Annotated in this window: 17 protein-coding genes; 9 read left to right on the forward strand and 8 right to left on the reverse strand. The window is 69.8% G+C overall.

Annotated features, from left to right (window positions below; all coding sequences use genetic code 11):
* Positions 1-1,054 precede the first annotated feature (1,054 nt).
* Positions 1,055-1,525: an SDR family NAD(P)-dependent oxidoreductase gene (locus KGD87_RS14305; RefSeq protein ID WP_284667978.1), complete on the forward strand. Its 471-nt coding sequence runs from the start codon at positions 1,055-1,057 to the stop codon at positions 1,523-1,525.
* Positions 1,526-1,891: 366 nt separating this feature from the next.
* The gene (locus tag KGD87_RS14310) at positions 1,892-2,776 is read left to right on the forward strand and encodes a hypothetical protein (protein ID WP_284667979.1); all 885 of its coding nucleotides are present in this window, start codon (positions 1,892-1,894) and stop codon (positions 2,774-2,776) included.
* Between the two features lie 39 nt (positions 2,777-2,815).
* On the opposite strand, the gene KGD87_RS14315 is transcribed toward KGD87_RS14310, so the two are convergent.
* From KGD87_RS14315 to KGD87_RS14330, 5 genes are all read right to left on the reverse strand, one after another.
* Positions 2,816-5,977: a DEAD/DEAH box helicase gene (locus KGD87_RS14315; protein WP_284667980.1), complete on the reverse strand. Its 3,162-nt coding sequence runs from the start codon at positions 5,975-5,977 to the stop codon at positions 2,816-2,818.
* 409 nt (positions 5,978-6,386) lie between these two features.
* Positions 6,387-7,433: an EGF domain-containing protein gene (locus KGD87_RS14320; RefSeq protein WP_284667981.1), complete on the reverse strand. Its 1,047-nt coding sequence runs from the start codon at positions 7,431-7,433 to the stop codon at positions 6,387-6,389.
* Between the two features lie 285 nt (positions 7,434-7,718).
* Complete coding sequence (locus tag KGD87_RS14325; protein ID WP_350102215.1) at positions 7,719-12,734, reverse strand: hypothetical protein; 5,016 nt, start codon at positions 12,732-12,734, stop codon at positions 7,719-7,721.
* A gap of 154 nt (positions 12,735-12,888) precedes the next feature.
* Positions 12,889-12,996, reverse strand: a complete 108-nt coding sequence (locus KGD87_RS36915; protein WP_350102542.1) for a hypothetical protein — start codon at positions 12,994-12,996, stop codon at positions 12,889-12,891.
* Complete coding sequence (locus tag KGD87_RS14330; RefSeq protein ID WP_284667983.1) at positions 12,993-13,310, reverse strand: hypothetical protein; 318 nt, start codon at positions 13,308-13,310, stop codon at positions 12,993-12,995. The genes KGD87_RS36915 and KGD87_RS14330 overlap by 4 nt, the downstream gene beginning before the upstream one ends.
* Before the next feature lie 404 nt (positions 13,311-13,714).
* Here KGD87_RS14330 and KGD87_RS14335 point away from each other — a divergent pair, with 404 nt between their 5' ends.
* The 3 genes from KGD87_RS14335 to KGD87_RS14345 all read left to right on the forward strand — a co-directional run bounded on the left by KGD87_RS14335 (position 13,715) and on the right by KGD87_RS14345 (position 15,728).
* The gene (locus tag KGD87_RS14335; protein WP_284667984.1) at positions 13,715-13,966 is read left to right on the forward strand and encodes a hypothetical protein; all 252 of its coding nucleotides are present in this window, start codon (positions 13,715-13,717) and stop codon (positions 13,964-13,966) included.
* 207 nt (positions 13,967-14,173) lie between these two features.
* A complete protein-coding gene (locus KGD87_RS14340) occupies positions 14,174-14,569 on the forward strand; it encodes a hypothetical protein (protein ID WP_284667985.1) in 396 nt (131 codons plus the stop codon).
* Between the two features lie 121 nt (positions 14,570-14,690).
* Positions 14,691-15,728 carry a PA0069 family radical SAM protein gene (locus tag KGD87_RS14345; RefSeq protein ID WP_284667987.1) on the forward strand — a complete coding sequence of 346 codons (1,038 nt, stop codon included), beginning with the start codon at positions 14,691-14,693 and terminating at the stop codon, positions 15,726-15,728.
* 22 nt (positions 15,729-15,750) lie between these two features.
* Here KGD87_RS14345 and KGD87_RS14350 read toward each other — a convergent pair whose 3' ends face one another.
* The 3 genes from KGD87_RS14350 to serC form a co-directional block, all read right to left on the reverse strand.
* Positions 15,751-15,999: a GlsB/YeaQ/YmgE family stress response membrane protein gene (locus KGD87_RS14350; RefSeq protein ID WP_090493180.1), complete on the reverse strand. Its 249-nt coding sequence runs from the start codon at positions 15,997-15,999 to the stop codon at positions 15,751-15,753.
* A 186-nt stretch (positions 16,000-16,185) separates the two neighbouring features.
* Positions 16,186-16,743, reverse strand: coding sequence for a chalcone isomerase family protein (locus KGD87_RS14355; RefSeq protein ID WP_284667988.1), 558 nt, complete (start codon positions 16,741-16,743; stop codon positions 16,186-16,188).
* Between the two features lie 41 nt (positions 16,744-16,784).
* Positions 16,785-17,873 carry a 3-phosphoserine/phosphohydroxythreonine transaminase gene (gene serC / locus KGD87_RS14360; RefSeq protein WP_284667989.1) on the reverse strand — a complete coding sequence of 363 codons (1,089 nt, stop codon included), beginning with the start codon at positions 17,871-17,873 and terminating at the stop codon, positions 16,785-16,787.
* A 161-nt stretch (positions 17,874-18,034) separates the two neighbouring features.
* Here serC and KGD87_RS14365 point away from each other — a divergent pair, with 161 nt between their 5' ends.
* Genes KGD87_RS14365 through KGD87_RS14380 form a run of 4 tightly spaced genes read left to right on the forward strand, consistent with a single transcriptional unit; the run spans position 18,035 to position 22,213 of the window.
* Entirely contained in the window at positions 18,035-18,610 is a 576-nt protein-coding gene (locus KGD87_RS14365) for an RNA polymerase sigma factor (RefSeq protein WP_176410237.1), read from the forward strand.
* 6 nt (positions 18,611-18,616) lie between these two features.
* Entirely contained in the window at positions 18,617-19,429 is an 813-nt protein-coding gene (locus tag KGD87_RS14370) for a hypothetical protein (RefSeq protein WP_284667990.1), read from the forward strand.
* Positions 19,430-19,439: 10 nt separating this feature from the next.
* Entirely contained in the window at positions 19,440-21,083 is a 1,644-nt protein-coding gene (locus KGD87_RS14375) for a caspase family protein (protein WP_284667991.1), read from the forward strand.
* Complete coding sequence (locus KGD87_RS14380; RefSeq protein WP_284667992.1) at positions 21,083-22,213, forward strand: carboxypeptidase-like regulatory domain-containing protein; 1,131 nt, start codon at positions 21,083-21,085, stop codon at positions 22,211-22,213. The genes KGD87_RS14375 and KGD87_RS14380 overlap by 1 nt, the downstream gene beginning before the upstream one ends.
* The last annotated feature ends 1 nt before the right edge of the window (position 22,214 follow it).

A 22,214-nucleotide genomic window follows, 5' to 3' on the forward strand; every position in this document is an offset into this window, starting at 1 on the left:
CGGCAGAGGTGTCTGGACCGCCCCATCACTGAGTTCACGAGGTCACCAAACCGACCCTTCATCCAGCTCATTTCCGCCACAACCCGCTTTGAATGAATATCAAGAACTAAAGCAAATTATGGATTCCCCGTATAAATGGGCTCGCACAATGGCATCTGCGGGCAGGATGGCTTTCTTGAACGAGCGTCGGCGAGTTCATACATTGAAGTTGATGGCGTTGGCACACGTGGGGCAGGCATAGGCAGTCTGGTTGCCCATGACCGCGGCCAGGGGCGCGGCGGAGAGCGCCGTGAGCGCGCCCCCGCCTCGGTGGACGCGGGCTGCAGCGCGCCCATGTCCACGACATAGTCCTCACCCTCTTCCACTGAGAGCCGGGCCTCGCGCGCGCCAGGTGACACCCAGTGCTCGAGCCAGCCGCCCCCGTCCGTGGTGCCGTAGCGCGCCTCGCCGTCCACCACGAGGCGATAGTCCACGCCCACGCGAGGCCGGTCCTCATCCAGCAGCCGAAGCCGACACTGCTCGCGCCGTCCCTTCACCCGGAAGCGTTGGGTGGCTCCCGTGCCGACAGAAACGGTGCGGGTCTGCTTCGGAGGAATGGTGATGCGGTCACCCACGAGCAGGACGTGCGGACTGCCACGGGCGGCCCTTGGCGCCTGGCTGTCGGGATGCGCCCACAACGTGCGCCAGTGGAGCCCGGCCGCCTCGGCGATGGAGGACACGCAGTCGCCCTCCCGGACCACAGAGTCCCCTGGCCCACCGGCGCTCGCGTCCCCTCCGCCATGAGCACCCTCTCGCGCCGTGCACTCGCGACGAGACGGTTGAGAAACCTGCGTGCCTCCCCCCCGGGGCGGAGTGTAGCCAGCGTGGCCAGGAGGAAACTCGGCGGGCCTGCGTGCTCACCGAACGCGCGGCTGGCCGGGACGCGGAAGCTCGACTGCTTCGCGGAGCATGAGCCCAAGGCGGCGAGGATGGCGGCAGAGCCCCCCGTGCTGGGACCGCGCCCCGAACCGGGAGAGAGTGCGAAGCACACATCCTGAGAGTGTTCGAGCCCTCCATGAACGTCGTCATTACCGGTGCCAACCGTGGCATCGGCCTTGAGTTGGTGCGTCATTGCCTGTCCCGCGGTGACGTGGTGCACGCTGGCGGGCGCGCTCCCGCGCAGGCAGCGGAACTCACCGCGCTCATCCGGAACGCTGTCGGGAGACTCCATGTCCACACGCTCGACGTCGCGAATCCGTCGAGCGTGCGTGCCTTCGGGATGGGGCTCCCCGGCCCCGTGCACCTGCTCATCAACAACGCCGGCGTGCGCAGCCGCCCGGACGCCCTCTCCGACCGGGACGGCGACGACCTCACCCGCGCCTTCCAGGTGAACGCGGTGGCGGCGTTGCGCGTGACGGTGGCCCTGCTGGCGCAGTTGCGCGCGGCGGGCGGCGCGAAGGTGGCCAACCTCAGCTCGAACCTCGGCTCCATCGCGGACAACAGTTGGGTGGCGCCTACGGCTACCGCATGTCCAAGGCGGCGCTGAACATGGCCAAGCGCTCGCTGGGGAACGACCTGAAGGAGGACGCAGTACTCGCCTTCGCCCTCAGTCCTGGCTGGGTGCAGACGGCCATGGGCGGCAGTGACGCCCCCACGTCCGTGGACTCTTCGGTGGCGGGGCTGCTCGCCGCGATCTCCCGATTGGGGATTGAAGACTCCGGAGGCTTCTTCGACTTCAAGGGCCAACCATCGCGTGGTGACTCGCTCCACTCCAGTAGGCGCTGCCCGTACGTGACGCGGGCCCGCGCCAGAATCGCCCTCCCCCACGCAACTCCGCGCCCAGATGAAGGACAATTCCTACAAAAGCATGAAGGAACACACCTCATGCTCCAGACCTGGGGGGGTCTACATCATGGGTACCATCACGAAGGCGACGACGACGTTGTTGAAGCAGGGCGCGCGAGGAGTGTCCCGCTCCGGCGGCCACGGGGCACCGACCCGGGTGTTGCAGCAGGTCGCCCATCACTCCACCAAGGCCCCGAGCCCGTCCCAGATTGCCAGCGAGACGCGGGCGCGGAACAACAGCCTGGACCTGATGAGCGACATCATGGACGCCATGGACCGTCGCGATGGCGGCAACAACGCGTCCATGCCTCGTATCAAGCTGGATGTTCCGCTGTCGCGCCGTGAGAACTTCGCGTTCGACGCCGTCCAGCCGGGGTATGGGACCCCGAAGTCCGCCATCGACAAGCAGGGCAAGCTCCAGCCCGCGGGCGACAGCCCCACCATCAGCGCATCCGACCACGTCGATGGCGAGAAGTCCGTCAAGGCGAAGACGCCGTATACGTCCTTCAGCGGTCCGCCGGTGGGCGTGGACGGCAAGGCCACGGGGCCCCGGGTCGACAACCCGCTCTACGGCAAGGACCTCATCGTCACCAACCCCGCGAAGGACCCCAAGAGCGGCGTGGTGCTCGACCAGTTCGACATCCAGCGGGACCTCCGGACGAGCACCAGGCCCGGCTTCGACGAAACCGCCGTGCTGCGCTCCGAGCCACGTCCGCAGCCGCTCTGGAAGCCCACCGCCGAGGAGCGCGCCATCATGCCCCTGGTCGGCGTGGACCCCGAGAAGCCCGCGTACACGTTCCGTGAGCGCGCGATGGTGAACTCGGCGCGGGACCTTGAGTACCTGGTCAAGGGCACCATTCACGCGTTCGACTACTTCCAGGGGCTGCCGGACGGCTCGCTCAAGCCCCTCTCCAAGCAAGAGGTGATTGACGAGGCCGCGAAGAAGCGCTGAGCGGCCGGTTGCTTCACCCGGCGCCCGCACCTGCGCGGCCTATCCGGCGGCCACCTTCGTGGCCTGGAAGAAGTCCGCCGGCATGGGCCGCTCCAGCGTCCAGAGGATGCGCATGGGCCGCTCGGCTTCGTGGCTCACGTAGCGGACCTGTCCCAGACACAGGTAGGGCAGTGACTCGCCGCGGTCGTCCTTCCTCCGCTCGCGCACGAAGAGGATGACGCGCGTCCCTCGCTGGGCGTGCTCCACGTACCGCCGGCCCGTGGGCGAAGCGGACGACGTGGCGTTCTGCGACTCCCAATGGAACAAGCTGGGCGACACGGCATAGTCCGCGTAGCGGGTGGTGGGCTTGAAGTCCGCGTCCGACTTGTCGAGGGTGACGAAGAGCAGGTTCGTCTTGTGCGCGTCCACCCACAGGACGCCCTCTCGCACTTCCCGCAGGCTCCCCTTCGTCCCCAGCATCCCGTAGGCGGCGATGATCTCGTAGAGGCCATAGGTCGCATGGCACGCGAGGGGCGCGGCCCCGACGGGGTCCAGCGGCGTGTGCACCCTGCGGCTCCGGTCCTCGAGCAGCTCCAGCAACTCCAGCAGCTCCTCGCGCAGGGCCGCGCAGGACCACAGCTCGGACATCGCTTGAGGCCACTCCGCCACCGCGCGGCTCCGGAAGCCCAGGGCGGCAAAGAGCATCCATTGGAGACGCTGCTCCCGACTGCCGGGCGGCGCCGGGGGCGGCGGTGCTGGCAAGGTCACCCAGGCACGCCACTGCCTCAGCCGTTCTTCGTCTCCCACATGAAGCATGCGCGCCAGGGCCTTGGAGAGCGTGGCCTCGTGCGGCCCCGCGGGGCGCTGCTCATGGCCGGCTTCGCGGCGCAACGCCGTGAAGGCGCTGCGCTCCGAGGGCCTGCCGTAAACCTCCTCCAGCTCATGGCCGGTGGCTTCCAGGAAGGCCTGGAGGCGCGTCTCGGGCGGCAGCGACTTGAGCTCCTCGAGCAGCATGCGCCGCGCCTGGGAGACGGCCGCCTTGACGTTCTGCAGGACATGCTCGCGGGCAATCCTGTCCAAGCGGATGGCACAGCCAGGCGGCAGACGTGGGAAGTCGTGCTCCAGCTCGGCCTCCAACTGCCGCCGCGTCCCGCCGACGATGGCCCGGTAGCGCACGTCGAAGCGGTAGCGCTTGTGCGCCTGACCGATGAAGTCGAGCACCGTGAGGACGCTCTTGCCCGAGCCATGGGACCAGCGCAGCCCGCGGCCCAACTGCTGGAGGAAGATGGTGGCGCTCTCCGTGGGCCGGAGAAGGAGGAGCGTGTCGACCTCCGGGATGTCCACGCCCTCGTTGAAGAGGTCCACGGTGAAGAGGGCCTGGAGCTCGCCGCGCCGCAGCCGAGCCACGGCCTCTCGGCGCTCTGCGTCCGGCGAGCCGGAATGCAGGGCCGCGGCCTTGAGTCCCGCGGCGTTGAAGTGGTGGGCCATGACCTCCGCGTGCGTGACGCCGACGCAGAATCCCAGGGCGCGCATGGCCCGCGGGACGTGGACGTATTCCTCCACGGCCTGAAGAATGCGCCGGGCCCGGAGGTCATCGCCGGTGTACAGGGCATCGAGCTCGCCCCTCGCGTACATGCCCCGTTTGAACGTCACCGAGGAGAGGTCGGTGCCGTCGTGCACGCCGAAGTACTGGAAGGGACAGAGCAGCCCCTGCTCAAGGGCCTGCCAGAGGCGGACGTCGCAGGCGATGCGGCCGTCAAACCAGCCCAGCACGGACTGACCGTCTCCCCGGTCCGGAGTCGCGGTGAGGCCGAGCAGGATGCGCGGTGTCAGGCGCTCCAGCAGCTTGCGGTACGTGGGCGCCTCGGCATGGTGGAACTCGTCCACCACCACGACATCATACGCGTCCGGTGCCAGCGTCTCGAGCTGCCGCTGGAGGGACTGCACGGAGGCGAAGACATGGTGGCCCCCGTGGGCCGGGCGCTCGCCCGCGACGAGCCGCTCGCCGAACGCGGCGTCCCGCAGCACCAACTGGAAGACCTGCTGGCTCTGCAGGAGGATTTCATCCCGGTGCGCGACGAACAGGAGCCGTTCATGCCCTTGGGCGCGCAGCCGCCGGTAGTCAAAGGCAGCCACCCAGGTCTTCCCGGTGCCCGTCGCGGCGACGACGAGGTTCTTCCGGTGCCCGTGCTGGCGCTCCGCCTCCAGCGCTTCGAGCATCTGCCGCTGGTGCGGCTTGGGTTCGAACTCGATGTTGAGCGCCACGAGGCGCTCGAGCGAGGACGCCCCGGAGCCGCCCCGCTCCCGGGCGAGGGCCGTGGAGAGCCGCTCGCCATCACGCTCGGGGTCGTACGAGACGAACTCCGGCTCGCTCCAGTACTGCTCGAACGTCGCGCCAACCCGTTCCAGGATGCCGGCGTTGTCCGCCTGACTCACCCGCACGTTCCACTCCAGGCCGTCCACCAGCGCGCTGTGCGTCAGGTTGGATGAACCGATGTAGGCGGTGTGCAGGCCCGTCTTGCGGTGGAAGAGCCAGGCCTTGGCGTGGAGGCGGGTCTGGTCGGTCTCGAAAGAGACCTTCACGTCGGCACCCAGCTTCACCAAGTCATCGAGCGCGCGACGTTCAGTGGAGCCCGTGTACACGGTGGTGATGACTCGCAGCCGGCCGCCGCGGCGCACGAAGTCCTCAAGCTGCTTGCGAACCAGGCGCAGGCCCGCGAAGCGGACGAAGGCGCACAGGAGGTCGATGCGGTCGGCGCTCTCGATTTCCCGCGCGAGCTCGGGCCCCACCTGATAGTCGCGCCGGCCATTCACCAGCAGCCCGCTCTCCGAGAGGGAGAGGTGCGGCCGGAGCGTTGGACTCCGCGCCGTGAGGGCGCTCCCGCCCCGTCGCGCCTCGCGCAGCAGGTGCGCCTCCTCGTGCACCTGGTCCGTCATGAGGACGGTGTCGTCATTCCCCGCCTTGCTCAACAACGAGATGAGGTCATTGGCGAGACGCACCTGCTTCTCGACCTGCGCCTCGTCCGCGGGCACCGAGGCCAGCGCGCGGCGCGCCATCGCGTAGACGTGACGGGCGAGCACCTCGGGCAGCAGGGCCGCGTCGCACTTCTGGACGTCGAGCCACCAGCCCTCGCGCCTCGAAACCTCGAGCTGGTCGTGCAGGGACAGGCTGAGGAGCGTCTCGTAGAGTCCAGGCTCGAGCGTGGAGGGTATGCTTGGCATCAACGCAGAGCCTACGACAGACAAGGACTCCGTTGAGGTCCCAGTCCACCACAGCGGGCAGGCACCGGGGTGCGTCAGGCCACCCATGCGGCGCGTAAAAAAGCGACGCACCCAGGGTTTCACACCTCCAGAAAATCGCGTGAAACCCTGCGCAGTGCGCAGCCGCGGGCTGCGCGATGGAGGCGCATGCAAAAGCTGTCAATGACTGTGGTGATGCTGTGCGGACCACGGGAGTCCGGATGCCAGGGCGCGACAGCGCCAGCGACCTCCCGCTGGGCGCGGTCTGGGAGGTCCCTGGCACCGAGCAACGGCTGTTCATCACCGTGCCCAAGCCGCGCGTCACCAACTCGAACGAGCTTGAGGGCGGCACCGTGTTCGTCTACCCGACACGGGGAAGCGGAGGCTCAGGCTACCCCAGGACGCAGACCCCCGACGAGCAGGTCTTCGCCGCTGGACAGACAACGCCGCAGGCGCCGCAGTTGTTCATGTCCGACGACACATCCACGCACTGCGCGCCACACTCCACCCAGGGAGCCGGGCAGGAGCCACTCACGCAGTCATAGCCACCCGGCGTGTTGACGCACACCTGGCTGGGATTGCACGCGGCCGTCCCGTTCGCGCACTCATCAATATCCTGACACGTCCAGCCATTGCCCGAGTAGCCAGGCCTGCACGTGCAGGTATAGCTGCCCGGCGTGTTCGTGCAGAACGCATTCACCGAGCACTGCGCGGTGCCGTTCATGCATTCATTGACGTCATGGCAGACGCTGGGCTGAGTGCCCTGACAGGTGTAGCCCGGCTCCACGTTGCAGGCGCTGCTACAGCCATCCCCCGGCACCCGGTTGCCGTCGTCACACTGCTCCGAGGCGCCCACCCGGCCATCGCCGCAGGTGGCGCCCGCGCCGCCGCCCGTGTCCTCCACGGCGTCCAGGCCGTACAGCGAGGCCAGCCCGCCCCGCAGCCGCACGTAGCGGTACGCCGTGGCGCTGCTGAAAGGCACCAGCGTGGAGTGCGTCCCCAACCCCAGGTCCAGCAGATTCGCCTGCCCCGTGCTGATGATGCTCATGTCCGCGCGAAGGAACTCCACCTGGGCAATCACCGCCAGCGAGAGTCCCTGATAGTAGATGCGCAGCGGCCCCGTGCCCTCCTCGCCCAGGCCCATGTCCAGCAACAGGGAGCCTCCCAGGAGGCCCAGGAAGGTGGCGGCGTTCCCATCTGGCGCGCCCACGGCGTTGTTCGGATTGAGCACGGCGAAGACACCGCGCTGGACCACGGCGTCGGCGTACCGGTCTCCCGCCATCGCGGACACGGAGTCCGCGCCCACCTCGGCGTCCACCGGCACCTCTTCGGAGACAAGGGACTCCTGCTCCAGCTCAGGACCACACGCACCCATCATTCCGAACGCCAGCGCCGCGCTCAGCCATCGCCACAGGGGAGTCACTCGACGGATCTTCATTGTCTTGCTCCATTCCACTTGGACTTGGGGTTGGCGGCCCGGCGTGAAGACAACCACACCGGATGACCGCCAAGACAATGAACGCACGAAGGCCCGCCCCGGCTTTATACACACGCATTCCGCTCCCCGGCGCGTGTGCCATTGGACAGCCTTTCCGCCAGGTAGCGCCGCGACGAACGCCAGGTGACACCCACCCTGGACACGAAGGCTGAGACCTTCGTCCCAGCACGCCTCAGCCTTCTCGGTTCTTGGGAGCGGAGAGCGTGCGAGCGGGAGCGCGGGCGCTCAATCCCAGCCGCGAAGCTGGACGCGAACCCGATGCACGAGCAGCTCCCACTCCTGGCGCTTCAACGTCGTCAGGACACGACCGCCAATGAGCGTGAGGCCAGCAAGCGTCATCACCACGAAGCCGATGCGGTGGTCCTTCAGCCCGGCGTCGAGCAGCGTGGCCGCGACGTCCAGCGTGAGGAACAGGGCCCCCAACGCCAGGTAGGCGCGAATCTGGAACACCATGCCCGCCACGACGCCGAGCAGGCACACCCCGCCAAAGACGAGCGCATACATGCCGTCGGGAGACTGGCCCACCTGGACCGCCATGCGCGCGGCCGCGGGCACGTACAGCAACAAGCCCCCGAGGATGCGCACCGTGTTGCGCGCGGCGTGCGGCAGGCTCTCCGCGAAGAGCTGGCCCAGCATCAACAACAGCAGCCCCATGGGCGCCAGGTAGATTTCCAGGCCCTCCAACCCAAACGCCAGCGCGGAGATGAGCAGCGCGAAGTTGCACGCGGCCGCGGCGAACGCACCGAACAGCCGGCTGCGCTCCACCGCGCCCAGCGTCGCGTACAGGAGGCCGGAGCCACCCGCGAGCAGTGCCGCCTCCTGCGTCGCCTCGCCTGGCAGCACCAGCGCCATCCCCATGGGCAGCAGCGCCGCGAAGCGCCGGGTCGCCGCCTCCACGGGCTGCACGCCTGCCCGCCGGGCCAGCACCGTCACGCCCACCAGGATGAAGCCCAGGGCCAGCGCGAAGAGCGCGTCGTGCTCGGCGCGCAGGCCCGGTGCATACAGACTGCGCACCAGGGCGTAGACCCCGACCACCGCGGTCTGCACGAAGTAGACGTGCCGGCCGGTGTGCTGGCTCCAGGCGCAGTGCAGCGCCACCAACACCAGCGTGCCGATGGAGGCGGCGGCCAGCGGGAGGGCGCTGTCGGAGGCCACGCCCCCCACCGCCAGGGCCGCGAGCATCAGCCCGCTCACCACGAGCCCGGTGTCACGTCCCCACGCCAGGCCGCCCGCGACGTCCGGCCGGCGCCTCCGCACCCACTCCTGGGCGGCATGGAGGGCCAGCACGCCCACCGAGGCGACCAGGGACAGGGCCGCGCCATGGACGATGAAGAGCTGGCCATAAGGCAGCGTCGGACCGACGCGGCCCGCGCGAATCGAGAGGACGGCCATGAGCGAGGCGACAAAGGTGCCGCCCACCACCCAGGCCCCCAACGTCGCGACGAGCGAGGCGAGCGTGCCCTTCCACTGGAACGCCGCCACGAGCACCGACGCGGCGACGAGCGCCAGCGTCACGGGCAGCGCGGGGAAGGTCATCCAGCCCCCGCCCAGGCTCAGCAGCATCTCCGCCAGGAGGTTGAGCGCGGCGAGCGTCGACGACGACGTGCCATTCGTCGCCAGCGCGTACACGAGCGCGGCCAGCAGGTAGATGGCCATGGCCTGGTGGATGCGCATGCGAGCGGCGCTCTCGGACAGGCCCCTGCGCCGGACCAGCCACGGCCCCAGCGTCACCACCGCCAGCCCCACCAGCGCGAGCACCGGGCCGGGCCACACCTCGAAGATGTCCACGCGGTGCGCCAGCGCGTGGACCAGCAGGAGGATGCTCGCGCCAAGCACACCGCGGCCCTGCGCCCTGGCCCCTCCGAGGAACAGCACCAGGCCGGTGATGCAGACCAGGCCCGCCGCCGTGAGCCCGGGCTGGAAGAGGGCCGCGAGGAAGACCACGCCCACGCTGAGGACCGAATAGCGCCGCAACAGGTGCTGGAAGGGCTCGGGCAGCCCCCGGAGCGAGGCCACGGCGTAGACGAGCCCCGCGGCGGCGATGCCCGCGAAAGCCCGCTGCCACAGCAGGAACACCGTGTCTCCGGGCGCGAGCCACGCGGCCTTGTCCAGCCAGTGGAGGGACTCGGCGCCGATGCGCACCCACATGCCTTCGGACGCCTCCGCCAGCGTGAGCCTGGGCCCGAGCAGCGACTGCCTCGCGGCCCAGAGCGCCGCGCCGGGCAGGCCGAGCCAAAGCCCCACGCTCGCGAGCCGCACCGAGCGCGCGGACACCGAGAGCAGCAACATCAGCACCGCGGGCCCCAGCAACATCAGGGGCGGAATGAGGGCCAGCGCACGGGACGGACGGGGCAGGCCGACGAGGAGCGCGCCTTTCAGGAGCACACAGGCCAGCACCGCCACGCCCACATGGGGAACCCAGTGGTAGAGCGTGCCGTGACGAGGCTTCTCCAGGAGCCTGGCGACCCAAGGACCCAAGCGCCGTGTCGCCAACGCGACGCCCCAGAGCGCGACGCCGACGAGCGAGGTCCGCAGGGCGGCGACGTCCGGCGGCGACGGTCGACCCGCGCGGTTGACCAGGGCGGTGAGCGCGATGAGCCCGCCCAGCGACGCGAGCGTCACCACCGAGCCGCGCAGGTGCCAGGCCTCGAAGCCGCGCGACACGAAGGCCACGAGCGCGACCAGGAGGAGCAGACCGGCCGCGAGCAGGCACGTGGCGCGCTCGGCGTCCGTGGGCCTGGACAGCCAGGCAGCCAGCGTGAGCGTGGCGACGAAGACCTGCACCAGCGCCACCGTGGCGAAGCCATCCGTGAAGAGCGGCAGCCCTCGCGCCCCGAACGGGAGCCGGAAGAGGTCGAGCACCCGCCTGCTCCAGGGGCTGGGAGCGGCGCCCGTCGCGTCAGTGGGGACGGGCGTGCGGCCGCGAAGCGCCGCGAAGGCCGCGAAGCCTAGCGCCAGGGACGCGGCGACGAGGGCGGCTCGGGCGGACGCGAAGTCGGAGACGGTGCCCGCCACCTGGGACACCGCGAGCGCGAATCCCGAGGCCGCGAGGCCCCCGACGAGCCGGCTTCCGTCCCGCCGGACACGCAGCAGCAGCCAGGCCGTGATGACGGCCGTGGGCAGCGCGGCGAGCACGCCGCCAGGCAGCCCCGAGGCGGACGCCAGCACGTCCGGAGCCACCGGGGTGGCGTCCACGGCTAGCAGGACTCCCGCCGCGGCCAGGCCGAGGGAGAGGTCATCCAGGGGCAGCAGTCCGTCTTGCCGCGAGCTCCGCCGGGCCCAGGCGGCCTGGACGAGCCCCACGGCACCGTAGAGCCCGCTCACGAGCGCGAAGACGGCCAGGCGGCCCCAGCTCCCCTCCAGGCCCGGAGTCCCCTGAGCGCAGGCGAGCACACCGAAGAGCAGCCCCGCTCCGCCCAGGTAGTGCAGGCCCCGCCAGCGCCAGCCGCCGGCGACGTGCGCGGCCCCGGCGATGACGAGCCCCGTCATCACCCGGACCCACGGCGAGTCGGAGCGGCCCACCTGAGTCACCAGGGGCATCGCCACCAGCGCTCCGAGGACGGTCCAGGCGAGCAGGCGGATGCGCAGCCCCGGGAAGGCGCTCCACCGCGCCAGCAGCATCAAGCCCGCGGCCGCCACTGTGCCGCCGAACACCCACCCGCCCGGGTCCGCGGGCGCCAGTGTGCGCGCGAACAGGGCTCCGGCGAGCAGCGTCGACATCACCAGGAGGTGCACCAGGGCCCGCCGCCGGGGCTCCAGCAGGAAGAAGACCCCCGCCGCGAGGAGAGGCGCGAGCGCCGAGGCGAAGTCGACCTGGAGGTCACCTCCCGGCTGGACGGCGAACGCGCCCAGCGCCCCCGCGAGCGCGCCGCTGGCGAGCACCGCGAAGGCGACCACTTCCAGCACCGGGCTCACGCGTGGGTGGGACTCGCGCGCGGCGTCCGTGGTCGCGGCCACGGCGATGACGGTGGCCAGCGCCTGCGCCCACAGCGTGAAGCCCGCGAACAGGGCGCTGCCCGGCTCCAAGGCGTCGAAGCCCGACGGTGCGCTCGCCACGCCGAAGACGGCGAGCCACAGCGCGCCATAGAGCGCGGCGCTCGCGCCGACGAGCGCCGTGTTTCCCGACGTCGGCCCGCGTGCGCGCCAGGCCGTGGTCCCCAGGGCCACCACGCCCACGCAAGCACACAGCGCGCGCAGCCAGGGCGCGTCTTCCAGCGCCATCAGCGGCAGCCCGGCGAGCAGCGAGGGCAGGAGCGCCACCGCCAGGGACGTCACCGGCGTGCCATGCAGCAGCCGTCCCGCCGACCGCAGCGGCACCAGGCCCAGCGCGGCGACACCGAGCGCCACCGCGGAGCCGAACCCGGGTGACAGCGCGAACAGCGACGACAGCGCGATGAAGGAGACAGGGAGCAGCGCGAGTCCGATGCCCGCGAGGACCCGGCCGACGGGCATGGAGCGCCGGGACAGGAACACCCCCAGCCCGATGAAGCCCGCGTGATAGCCCCACAGCGCGCCCGTGACGAGGAGCTGGCGCGGAACCCCACCCAGCGCGCGCCAGGCCTCGCGCACGCCCATGAGCGAGCCGCCCAGCACGAGCATCGCGCCGAGGAACCACCAGATGAACTCCTGGAACCGGGGCGTGCTCTCCGGCTGTGCATCGAGCGCCACGACGGCTTCAAGTCCCCCGCTGAGCGGACCCGACGCATCCCGGGTGAAGAACGTCTGCCCGGAGTCCAGCGCGGCCCCCAGGTCATCCGCCCCCGCCTCCGGGTCATGCGGGTGCCCCCGGCGCTTACGCGCCTTCCGCGCCCGCTCCTCCTTCGCGGCTTCATCCAGCGAGCGCGCGAGCGCCGCGCCCCAGCCCCACAGCCGCGAGCCTCCCGCGTTTCGAAGCGAGCTCGCGACCCTGTCGGCCCAGGCCTCCGCGCGCGTCGCCGCGTCAACGGGAGGAACGGCCACCGGCGCTGGGAGGTCGTCAGCGGGAGCGTGTTCGACTGCCGCCACCACCGGTGTCCCGGCGTGAAGGTCGTTCGCGGCAGGCGCCAGGGACTCGGCGAGCCGGGCCGCGGTGACGCCATCAATGACGGCGCTGGCCTGCCAGCCTTCGATGTGCCGCCGCAGGGTCTCCCTCACGAGCGCGTCGAGCTGCGGCGCGGTGGCGGGCACGAGAGGGGAACCGCAGTCCTGACACATGGCACCCGAGGCCACGTCGCGGAGCCGGGCACAGACTTGGCAGATCATGATGCGACAGCATAGCCTCAATCCCCCCCGCGCTCGGTGGATGCTCGCGTACAGAAGGAGCAGTCCCCCGAGCTACGGGGCGAAGACTGAGCAGCGTCCACCCGCTCAGCAATCCCGGGGGCAGGTGAGCTCCTCGAAGGGAGCGCAGACCCCGTCACCGCAGTCGGCCGAGGGGTAGCAGTCCCGGGGTACAGACATAGCTCGCGCCACAGCCGTCTCCCGGCGCCACGTTGCCATCATCACACTGCTCCCCTGCGTTCAGCTGGCCATTGCCACAGAGCTCGCCTGTCCCGTACTGATGAGGCGCATGTCAGCGGCGAGGAAGTCCACCTGGGCAATCACCGCCACCAACAGCCCCCGGAAGTAGATCCGCAGGGGCCCCGTGCCTTCTTCTCCCTCGCCCATGTTCAGCAACAGCGCGTCGCCCAGGAGGCCCAGGAAGGTGGCGACGTTCCCATCCGGGGGACCCACGGCGTTCGAGGTCCACTCGACCTCCGACTGCGCCTCCTCGGAGGCAAGGGACTCCCCCTCCAACCGGGGCCCGCACGCCCCCATCACTCCGAACGTCAAGGCCATGCACATCCATCGCCAACCGGGGGCCACTCGACTGCCATTCATTGTCTTGTTCCATTCGTTTTGTACTGGAGATGGCAGCGTGACAAACAGACAACGAAACGAGGCCGCCCACACCAATCCAGACACGAGGCCCCAGATGCAGCTCAAACACACGCATGCACACCCCGGAACTCGCATGCCGTTAAACAGCATTTCCTCCAGATGCCGCCGCGACGAACGGCACGCGACATCCATCCTGGACATGAAGGCCGAAGCCCGCGCGCCAGCGTGAGCAATGACTCTCAAATCGCAGGATTGGAGGGCATCATGAAAGGCGCGAGTGAGCCGCGGGGCAAGCACATCCAAGCCGGCCCCGTGAGAGCGCACGCCCCACCTCGATGACGTGACAGTCCGCCCCCGCGAGCATGACGAGCCCAGCCTCGCTCGCGGGCGACAGCGGTGGAGCAACCGCGAGCGTCGAAGAGGACGCCGTCCTCGATTCACGCGAGGATGCGCTGCCCTTCTGCGACAGTGAATCCTATTGGATTGACTTCTATTCGGACGCGAGCCTCACGCGTTGGGTCGGCTTCAAGTCCTGCGGTTGCAACGAGACGGCGCACATCTCTGGGCGACAGACGGCGTTCGCCGTGACGGACTTCTACTCCATCTGCCGTTAACAGCCTTTGTCTCCGTGAGCACCCAGCGCCCGGCCCCCCGAGGGCAGGGGCCATCCAGGAATGACGCGGGCAGCGCAATGCGTCATCCGGCAACACAATCCATCCCAACCCACCGGGTGTCAAAAACACACCATTTACAATACGTAGAAACCCTCATACACAGCGCACGTCTCCAATTCGGGGACAACTCGCAATGAGGGGGAAGTCATGAAGAAGTTCAATACGTTGGGAGTTGTGGGTCTGCTGTCTCTGGCCGCCGTGGGCTGCGGCGGGGAGTACACGCCGGAGGAAGAGCAGGCCATGCAGCAGCCGGAGTTGGGCGATGTGGCGCAGGCCGCGGAGACCGCGTTCATTGACGCCGGTCAGACGCGCGACTTCTCGACGTGGCTGTTTGGAGTGACGCCCTTCTCCATCCAGAACGTCGGCTCGGCGCCCACCTCGTACATCGCGTACTGCGGCGGAAACTCCATCTCCGGCACCATTCCCGTCAGCGGAACGCACAGCAACATGAACCTCAACTGCGCGTGGCCCGGGGCGCGGCTCTACGTGAAGAACACGAGCGGCACGCCTGGCACCCACAAGCTCTACGTCTGGACCTGGTAGCCCGCTGACTCAGTAGCCCCGCCATCCGGATGGCGCACTGGGGGAGCCCTCTGCAGGGGGTTCCCCTTTTCACGTCCGCGTGGCGCTTGACTGAACGTGCATTCAGGCCCACGGTGCGCCCATGAAGGCGCGTCCCATCGACAATCCGCCCAACCCGTGGGCGAGCACCGCGGTGGAGTACCTGGACGAAATCCCGCCGTCCAAGCTGGAGGTCTTCGAGGACCACAGCCGGCAGGTGCTGTCCCACAACGACAGCCCGGACGTGGGGTTCAGCTGGAGCGTCAACCCGTACCGGGGCTGCCTCCATGCCTGCGCGTACTGCTACGCGCGGCCCACGCACCAGTACCTGGACCTGGGCGCGGGCACCGACTTCGAGACGAAGCTGGTGGTGAAGCCCCGGGCGCCGGAGCTGCTCCGCGAGGCCTTCGAGAAGCCCTCCTGGAAGGGCGAAACCGTCGTCTTCAGCGGCGTCACCGACTGCTACCAGCCGCTGGAGGCCTCCCTCCGCCTGACGCGAGGCTGCCTGGAGGTCTGCGCCGACTACCGCAACCCGGTGGGCATCATCACCAAGGGCGTGCTCGTCGAGCGGGACCTGGACGTCCTCCAACGGCTGGCCCGGGACGCGCGCCTGTGGGTCAGCATCAGCCTCCCCTTCCACAACGCGGAGCTGGCCCGGGCCATGGAGCCCTATGTCGCCTCCCCCATGCGCCGGCTGCTGACCATCCGCCGGCTCACCGAGGCGGGCATCGACGTGGCGGTGTCCGTGGCCCCCATCATCCCGGGCCTCAACGACGAGGACATCCACCGCGTGCTGGCCGCGGCGCGTGAGGCCGGCGCCACCCGCGCGCATCACACGCTGGTGCGGCTGCCTGGCCCGGTGAAGGACGTCTTCGCGGAGCGGCTGCGCGCGAAGCTGCCCCTGCGCGCGGAGCGGGTGCTCCACCGCATCCGGGAGACCCGCGGCGGGGCGCTCAACGACAGCCGCTTCAAGCACCGCATGCGCGGTGACGGCCTCTACGCGGAGACCCTCCACCGCCTCTTCCATACGTCGGCGCGCAAGGTGGGCATCCGCGCCTCCTACGTCACCGAGGACGCTCCGGACACCTTCCGGCGCCCGGAGCGCAAGCCGCCGCCCACGCCGCAGCTCAGTCTCTTCTGAGCGCGCACGTGGGCGGCGGGCGTCATTTCCGGATGGCTTGGACGATGGTGATGAGGATGACGGAGCCCACCGTCGCCACCAGCAGTGACCAGAGGTTGAAGCCCGTCACGCCGGTGCCGCCCATCAGACTGAAAACCCAGCCGCCAATCATGGCCCCGACGATGCCGGTGGCGATGTTGGCGAACATGCCCATGCGGGCGTTGGTGCCCTTGATGATGCTGGCCAGCCAGCCCGCGATGCCACCCAGCACCAACCACGTACAGATACCCATGACGACCTCCTTCGTGCCCTCCGGTTGCTATCAGACCTCCCGCCCTCGCGCAGCGGCCGGCCGTCTTCTTCGTGTACGCACGGGCCCCGGAACCATTGCCTCCGGCCCCTGAGACAGCGATGCCCCGTGCCTCCCAGGGAGACACGGGGCATCCGCGGCGCTTCGGACTCGCGCGCGTGATGAAACTCAGTCCTTGCCGAGCATCCCGTCACGCAGGCTGCCATCCACCGGGTTCTTGCCCACGAAGACGGAGAACAGCGCGTCGGAGAAGTCCTTGCCCTCGACGGAGATCTCCTTGCCCGTCTTGCTGGACACCTGCGTGCCCTGGCCGGGGACGTAGGTGAGGATGAGCTCGTCACCCTTCTTCACGTCCGGGATGGCCGCGTTGAAGGTGTCCAGCTTGGGCTGGAGCTCCGCCAGCTTGGCGCCGGCGTTCTTCTTGAAGCCGTCGCCAATGGCCTCGACGATGGTCTTCTTGTCCAGGTCCCGGAGCATGTACATGCGCACGCGCTTCACCTGGTCCGAGCTGATGATGGCCGCGCCGTCCTTGGACGGCGTCTCCAGGTAGAGCCCCGCCGTGTAGACCTTGAACACGAGCTTGCTGCGCAGGCCCACGCCGTTGAGCTTCAGCTCCTTGCCGGCGACGGTGGCCGTCTCCGGGTACTTCACCCCCGCGACGTCCTTGGCGAAGGCCGGGACTGCGAGCATCAGGGACAGCACGACGGTGGTCAGCGTGACTTTCATGAATCCTCCGGGTGTGGGTAATCCGTGCGATTGGACGCAGCCTACCCGCGCGTCTTCACGAAATGGTCCATGAAGGCGACGAGCGTGCGCACATTCTCCACGCTCACCGCGTTGTACATGGAAACGCGGATTCCTCCGGCCGTCCGGTGCCCCTTGAGGCCCACCATTCCTTGCTGCTTCGCGTCAGCGACGAAGGCCGCCTCCAGCGCCTCCGTGGGCAACTGGAAGACAGCGTTCATCACTGAACGGGACTCGCGCTCCACCGGCGCGCGGTAGAAGTCCGGGTGCCGGTCCACGGCCCCGTAGAGCAGCGCCGCTTTTTCCCGGTTCCACTGCTCCAGCCGCGGCAGACCGCCGACAGAGTCGACCCACTCCAGCACGTTGCGCATCAGGTAGACGGCGAAGGACGGCGGCGTGTTGTAGAGCGAGTTGTTCTCCGCGTGCGTCGTGTAGCGGAAGATCTTCGGGATGTCCTTGCGCCCGCTGGCGAGGTAGTCCTTGTCGGCAATCACCACCGTCACGCCCGACGGGCCCAGGTTCTTCTGCGCGCCGGCGTAGATGAAGCGGAAGGGGCGCACGTCGAACTTCCTCCAGAGGAAGTCCGAGCTCATGTCGGCCACCAGGGGCACGCTTCCCACCTCCGGGAAGTCGTGCCACTGCGTGCCGAAGATGGTGTTGTTGCTCGTCAGGTGGACGTAGGCGGCCTTCGGGTCCAGCCGCAGCTCGTCCTGGCGCGGAATGCGCGTGTAGCGCTTGTCGGGCCGCACCGTGCTGGCGGCCATCCTCGGGGCGCCGTAGTACTTCGCCTCGTCGAAGGCCTTCTCGCTCCACACCCCCGTCATGAGGTAGTCCGCGCTGGCGCCGGACGGCAGGAAGTTCATGGGCACCTGCGCGAACTGATGGGAGGCGCTCCCCGCCATGAAGAGAATCTGGTGGGTGGCGGGAACCTCCAGGAGCCGGGCCATCAGGGCGAGCGTCGACTCGTGCACCGCCATGTATTCCGGGCTCCGGTGACTGTGTTCCATCACCGACATTCCGGACCCCTGGAAGTCGAGCAGCTCGTCGCGGGCACGCTCGAGCGCCGGAAGCGGGAGGCTGGCGGGGCCAGGATTGAAGTTGATGACGCGCATGGAAGTGTCCTTTAGGGAGATGAACCGCAGTGGAGGCATTCTTCTCCCCACCGCCCCCCTGAGTGCCAGCGGGAAGAAGCCCGCCCGCCTGCCCGCTGGGGGACGACATGGCAGCGGCCGGCCCCGTGGCCGGTGGGCGTTCACGAGGGTCTGGAGGACAGGTGGGTGCGTCGGAGGGACTGACGGAGTGGGTGCGGCGGGCATCGCAAGGGCAGGCGTCTGCCTACAGCGAGCTCTACCGTCGCACGCGTCCCCTGGTGACACGGCTGGTGGGCGGCTTCTCCCAGCTGGACGCGGATGAGGTGGAGGACGTCATCCAGGAGACCTTCGTCCGGGCGTTCCGGGCGCTCCCCCGGCTGAAGGAGCCGGGGGCCTTCGAGTCATGGCTGCTGTCCATTGCCCGAAACCGGGCCCGGACGCGGCTGGAGCGGAAGTCCAGCACCCGGCGGCTGGAGGAGGACGTGGCGGACCCGGAACCAGAGACGGTCCCCCACCTTCCCGAGGCGCTGCAACTGGAGCGTGACATCGAGGTGGTGCGGCGGCTCATCGCGGAGCTGCCCGAGGGCGAGGAGAAGCGGACGGTGCACCTCTTCTACGTGGAGGGGGAGCTGTCCGCGCGGGAAATCGCGGAGAAGCTGGGCGTGGGAAAAAGCGCGGTGACGATGCGGCTGGAGCGGTTCCGGTCTCGAATCAAGCGCGAGCTGCTGCGGCGAGTGCTCGCCGGCCGGTGGGAGTGAGTGTTCATGAAACACCTGGACGACGGCGCCCTGAGCGCCCTTTCCCGCCGAGAGCCCGAGGCCGTGGCGTACTTCGCCGGACACCTGGCGCACCCGTGCGAGACGTGCGAGGCGTTCCTCGCCACGCACCCGGGCCCGGGCCTGCTCGACGGACACGTGGACGCGCTGCTGCTGGGGCTCGCGCCGCCCGGCGCGTCCGCCCCGCCCCTGGATGAAGTGGGGCTGGCCCGCGTGCGGCGCGCGCTGCGAGCCCATCGGTCCGCGGCCGGGCGCTGGGGCATGGTCGCCGGAGGGCTCGCCGCGTGCCTGCTGGCGGTGGTGGTGCTGCCCCGAATGCGCGCGGAGGCCCCCTCCAGCCAGGGAGGCACCGCGGCGGACTGGACGGGTGAGAAGGGGCGCCTGGCGCGCATCGCCCTGGAGCTGTCGGTGGTGGCACGCGACAGCGCGGGAGGCTTGCGGCGCCTGGACCCGGGCAGCCCGGTGAAGGATTCGGAGGTGTTGCTCCTGCGCTACCACGCCACCGAGGCGGGCACCGCCCTGCTCTTCGAGCAACGGCAGGGCGAGGCGCCGGAGCTGCTGGGCCACTTCCCCCTGGTCGCGGGCACCCATGACCTGGAGGGGCCGCAGGGGCTCGCGGGCGTGAGCCTCGCGGGCGAGGCCGGCCCGGTGACGCTGTGGCTGGTGGGCTCCGCCGGTTCGCCGCCCGACGCCGAGGCGGTCGGTGAAATGTTGGCGGGACGAAGGGGTGCGGGCTCCCAGGGCCCGCTGGCCATCATCCGGTTCGACGTGAGCGTGAGAAGCAGCCAGAATCGTCCCTGAACGGTTCCACGTGAGGCGCCTCCTTCCCATCCTGCTGGCCTGTCTGGCCGCGTGCGCGACGCCCTCCTCCTCCGGGGAGAAGGGCGGGCTGGTGCCGCTGAAGCTCGATGAAGCGTCGCTGTCCAGCGCCTACAAGCCGCGCCGCATGGCCCTGCTGGTGGGCATCGCCTCGTTCGACGACCCGCGCTGGAAGGGGCTGCGCTACACCGGCAAGGACGCCCGTGACCTGGGCGCCGCGCTGAAGGACCCCGCGCGCGGCGGATTCGACCAGGTGCGCGTGCTCACCCGCCGCGAGGAGACGACCCGCGAGGCCATCCTCGGGGCGCTCCGGCAGCTCAAGAAGGAGGCGAACCGGCCCGACGACGTGGTGGTCGTCTACTTCTCCGCGCACGGCACGCTGGCGCGCGACGCGAAGGGCGAGCTGCGGCGATACCTGGTCACCCGCGACGCGGCCTACCGGGACATTCCCCAGACGGCGCTGAGCATGGACGCGCTGAAGGCGGAGTTCGACGGGCTGGCCAGCCGGCGTCGCATGCTGGTGCTGGCCACCTGCCACAGCGGCAGCGGCAAGTCGTTGCTGCCCAAGGAATTGAAGGCGGAGCTGGAGGGCATCAAGGCCGGCTTCTACACCCGGCCGCTGGAGGAGTCGTCGCGCGCGTCCATGGTGTTCGCCGCCTGCGACTGGGGCGAGACGGCGCGCGAGGACGAGAGCCTGCGCAACGACATCTACACCCACTTCCTCATCGACGGCTTGAGTGGCGCGGCGGACCGCAATGGTGACGGCGCCGTCACGGCCACCGAGGCGCATGACCATGCACGCCGCCGCACCTTCGCCTTCACCGAGGGGCGGCAGCGGCCGTCGGCGGAAATCCTGGAGGTGGGCGCGGACCCCGTGGTGCTCTCCGGCAGCATCACCCGGACGGGCCGCCCCGAGCTGTTCTCCTACAACCCGCGCCTGGATGGCTTCACGCTCAAGGTGGACGGCGAGGCGCGCACGGACCTGCCCGGCGGCGCGGCGGTGACGCCCGGCAAGCGGACGGTGGAGCTGACCAAGGGCGACGCCGTCCTCATGCGCCGCGACGTGGAGGTGGGCCTGGGGGACCGCCTGCCCCTGGAGCGCCTGCTGGCGGAGGCCTTCCCGCGGCGCTCGCTGTCGCTGCTGGGCGGCCTGTTCAGCTTCGCGGATGCCCGCAGCCGCACCGAACTGCTGCCCCTGTCCCCCGAGGTCGCCCTGTCACTGCGGCTGGAGGACCGGCCGCTCCAGGATTTTGGACTGCTCTTCGACGTCGCCTTCAGCACCGGCAACCAGGCCCTGCGGCTGACGCCGGGCAGCGAGGTGCCCTTCCGCTACACCACCGTCTCCGCGGGCGCGGCCCTCCCCTACCTGTGGCGCTGGGAGCGGCTGACGTTGTTCGCGGGGCCGCGTGTGGCCGGCCTGTACCTCAGGCGGTCCTTTGACGTAGAGGCTGCCGTCAACGGGCAGCGGTTCTTCACCGTCAGCCCCGGCGTGGTGGGCGGCATCGTGTGGCGGGTGGGTGAGCGGCTGGAGCTGATGTCACAGGCCCAGTTCATGCTGACGTATGTCGTTGTGGATGGGCAGGGGCAGGCCGTGGGTTTCACGGGTGGCTGGGCCGGCGCGGGATATCGTTTCTGATGCGCTCAACGTTTCACATCGCGGTGGCCACCCTCGTGGCCTGCTGCGCCGCGGGCTGCGGCAACCTGGAGAACGCGCCCTTCCGGGTGGGCACCGTGCACGGGCAGCTCACGGAGAGCGACCCGTCGGTGGCCATGGTGTCGCTGGTGGCCCAGCCGGGCGTGAGCAGCCATGTCGACGCGGACGGGCGCTTCACCCTGGAGGACGTCCCCACGGGGATGGCGGAGCTCTTCATCGTCGCCACGGCCGAAAAGGCCGCCCGCGTCCAGGTGCGGGTGCTGGGAGGCCAGTCTGTCCAGGTGCAGCCGGTGGCGCCCACGCCCGCGGGCTTCCTCGACCTGCGCGTGAAGACGACCAACGGCTTCCGGCTGTCGGCGGCGGAGGTGTCCGTGGCGGGCACGCCCTTCCAGCGGCTGCTGCTGGACGCGCAGGGGCGGCTGCGCGTGGGGCCTCTTCCGGACGGCTGCTACTCGGTGACGGTGACGGCCCTGGGCTTTCCGGCCACCCACGTCGAGGACTGCGCCGGCCCTGGCGAGAAGAAGGAGCTCAACGTCGCCCTGGAGGTGGACGAGTCGCTCCTCGAACAGGGCTGCCAGGAGGTTGGCTGTGTGGAAGGCCTGGTGTGCGCGCCGAACAAGAAGTGCCTGGAGTGCTTCGGCAACTCGCACTGCGGCGCGGGCCTGACGTGCAGGGGCAACCGCTGCGAGGGCCCCGGCCCCCTGTGCGCGCCCTGCACGGGCGACTGGCAATGCGCCGCGGGGACGCACTGCGACGTGCTGCCCGAAGGAAGCGCCGCGTGCGTGGCCCGGTGTGGCGGCGACGATGATGACGACTGCCCCCCCACGCCCCAGGCCCCGCCGGACGACGATTGCTCGGCGCGGTGCGCGCCGGGCTTCACCTGCCAGTCCGGACAGTGCCGCCCGGATGCCGCGAACTTCGCGGGCTGTCATGCCCTGCGGCGGATGGACGCGCCCTGCACCGGCGACGCGAGCTGCCACGAGCTGGGGCTGCTCGGAGGGCGCTGCGTCGACGGAGCCTGCACGGTGCCCTGCGCGGCGGACCGCGACTGCCCGGGCGGCCGGCGGTGCGTGGCTTCATCGGCGGGCCCCGTCTGCCAGCTCGGAACGTGAC

It is taken from the genome of Myxococcus sp. SDU36, assembly GCF_030168875.1.
Taxonomy (GTDB): domain Bacteria; phylum Myxococcota; class Myxococcia; order Myxococcales; family Myxococcaceae; genus Myxococcus; species Myxococcus vastator.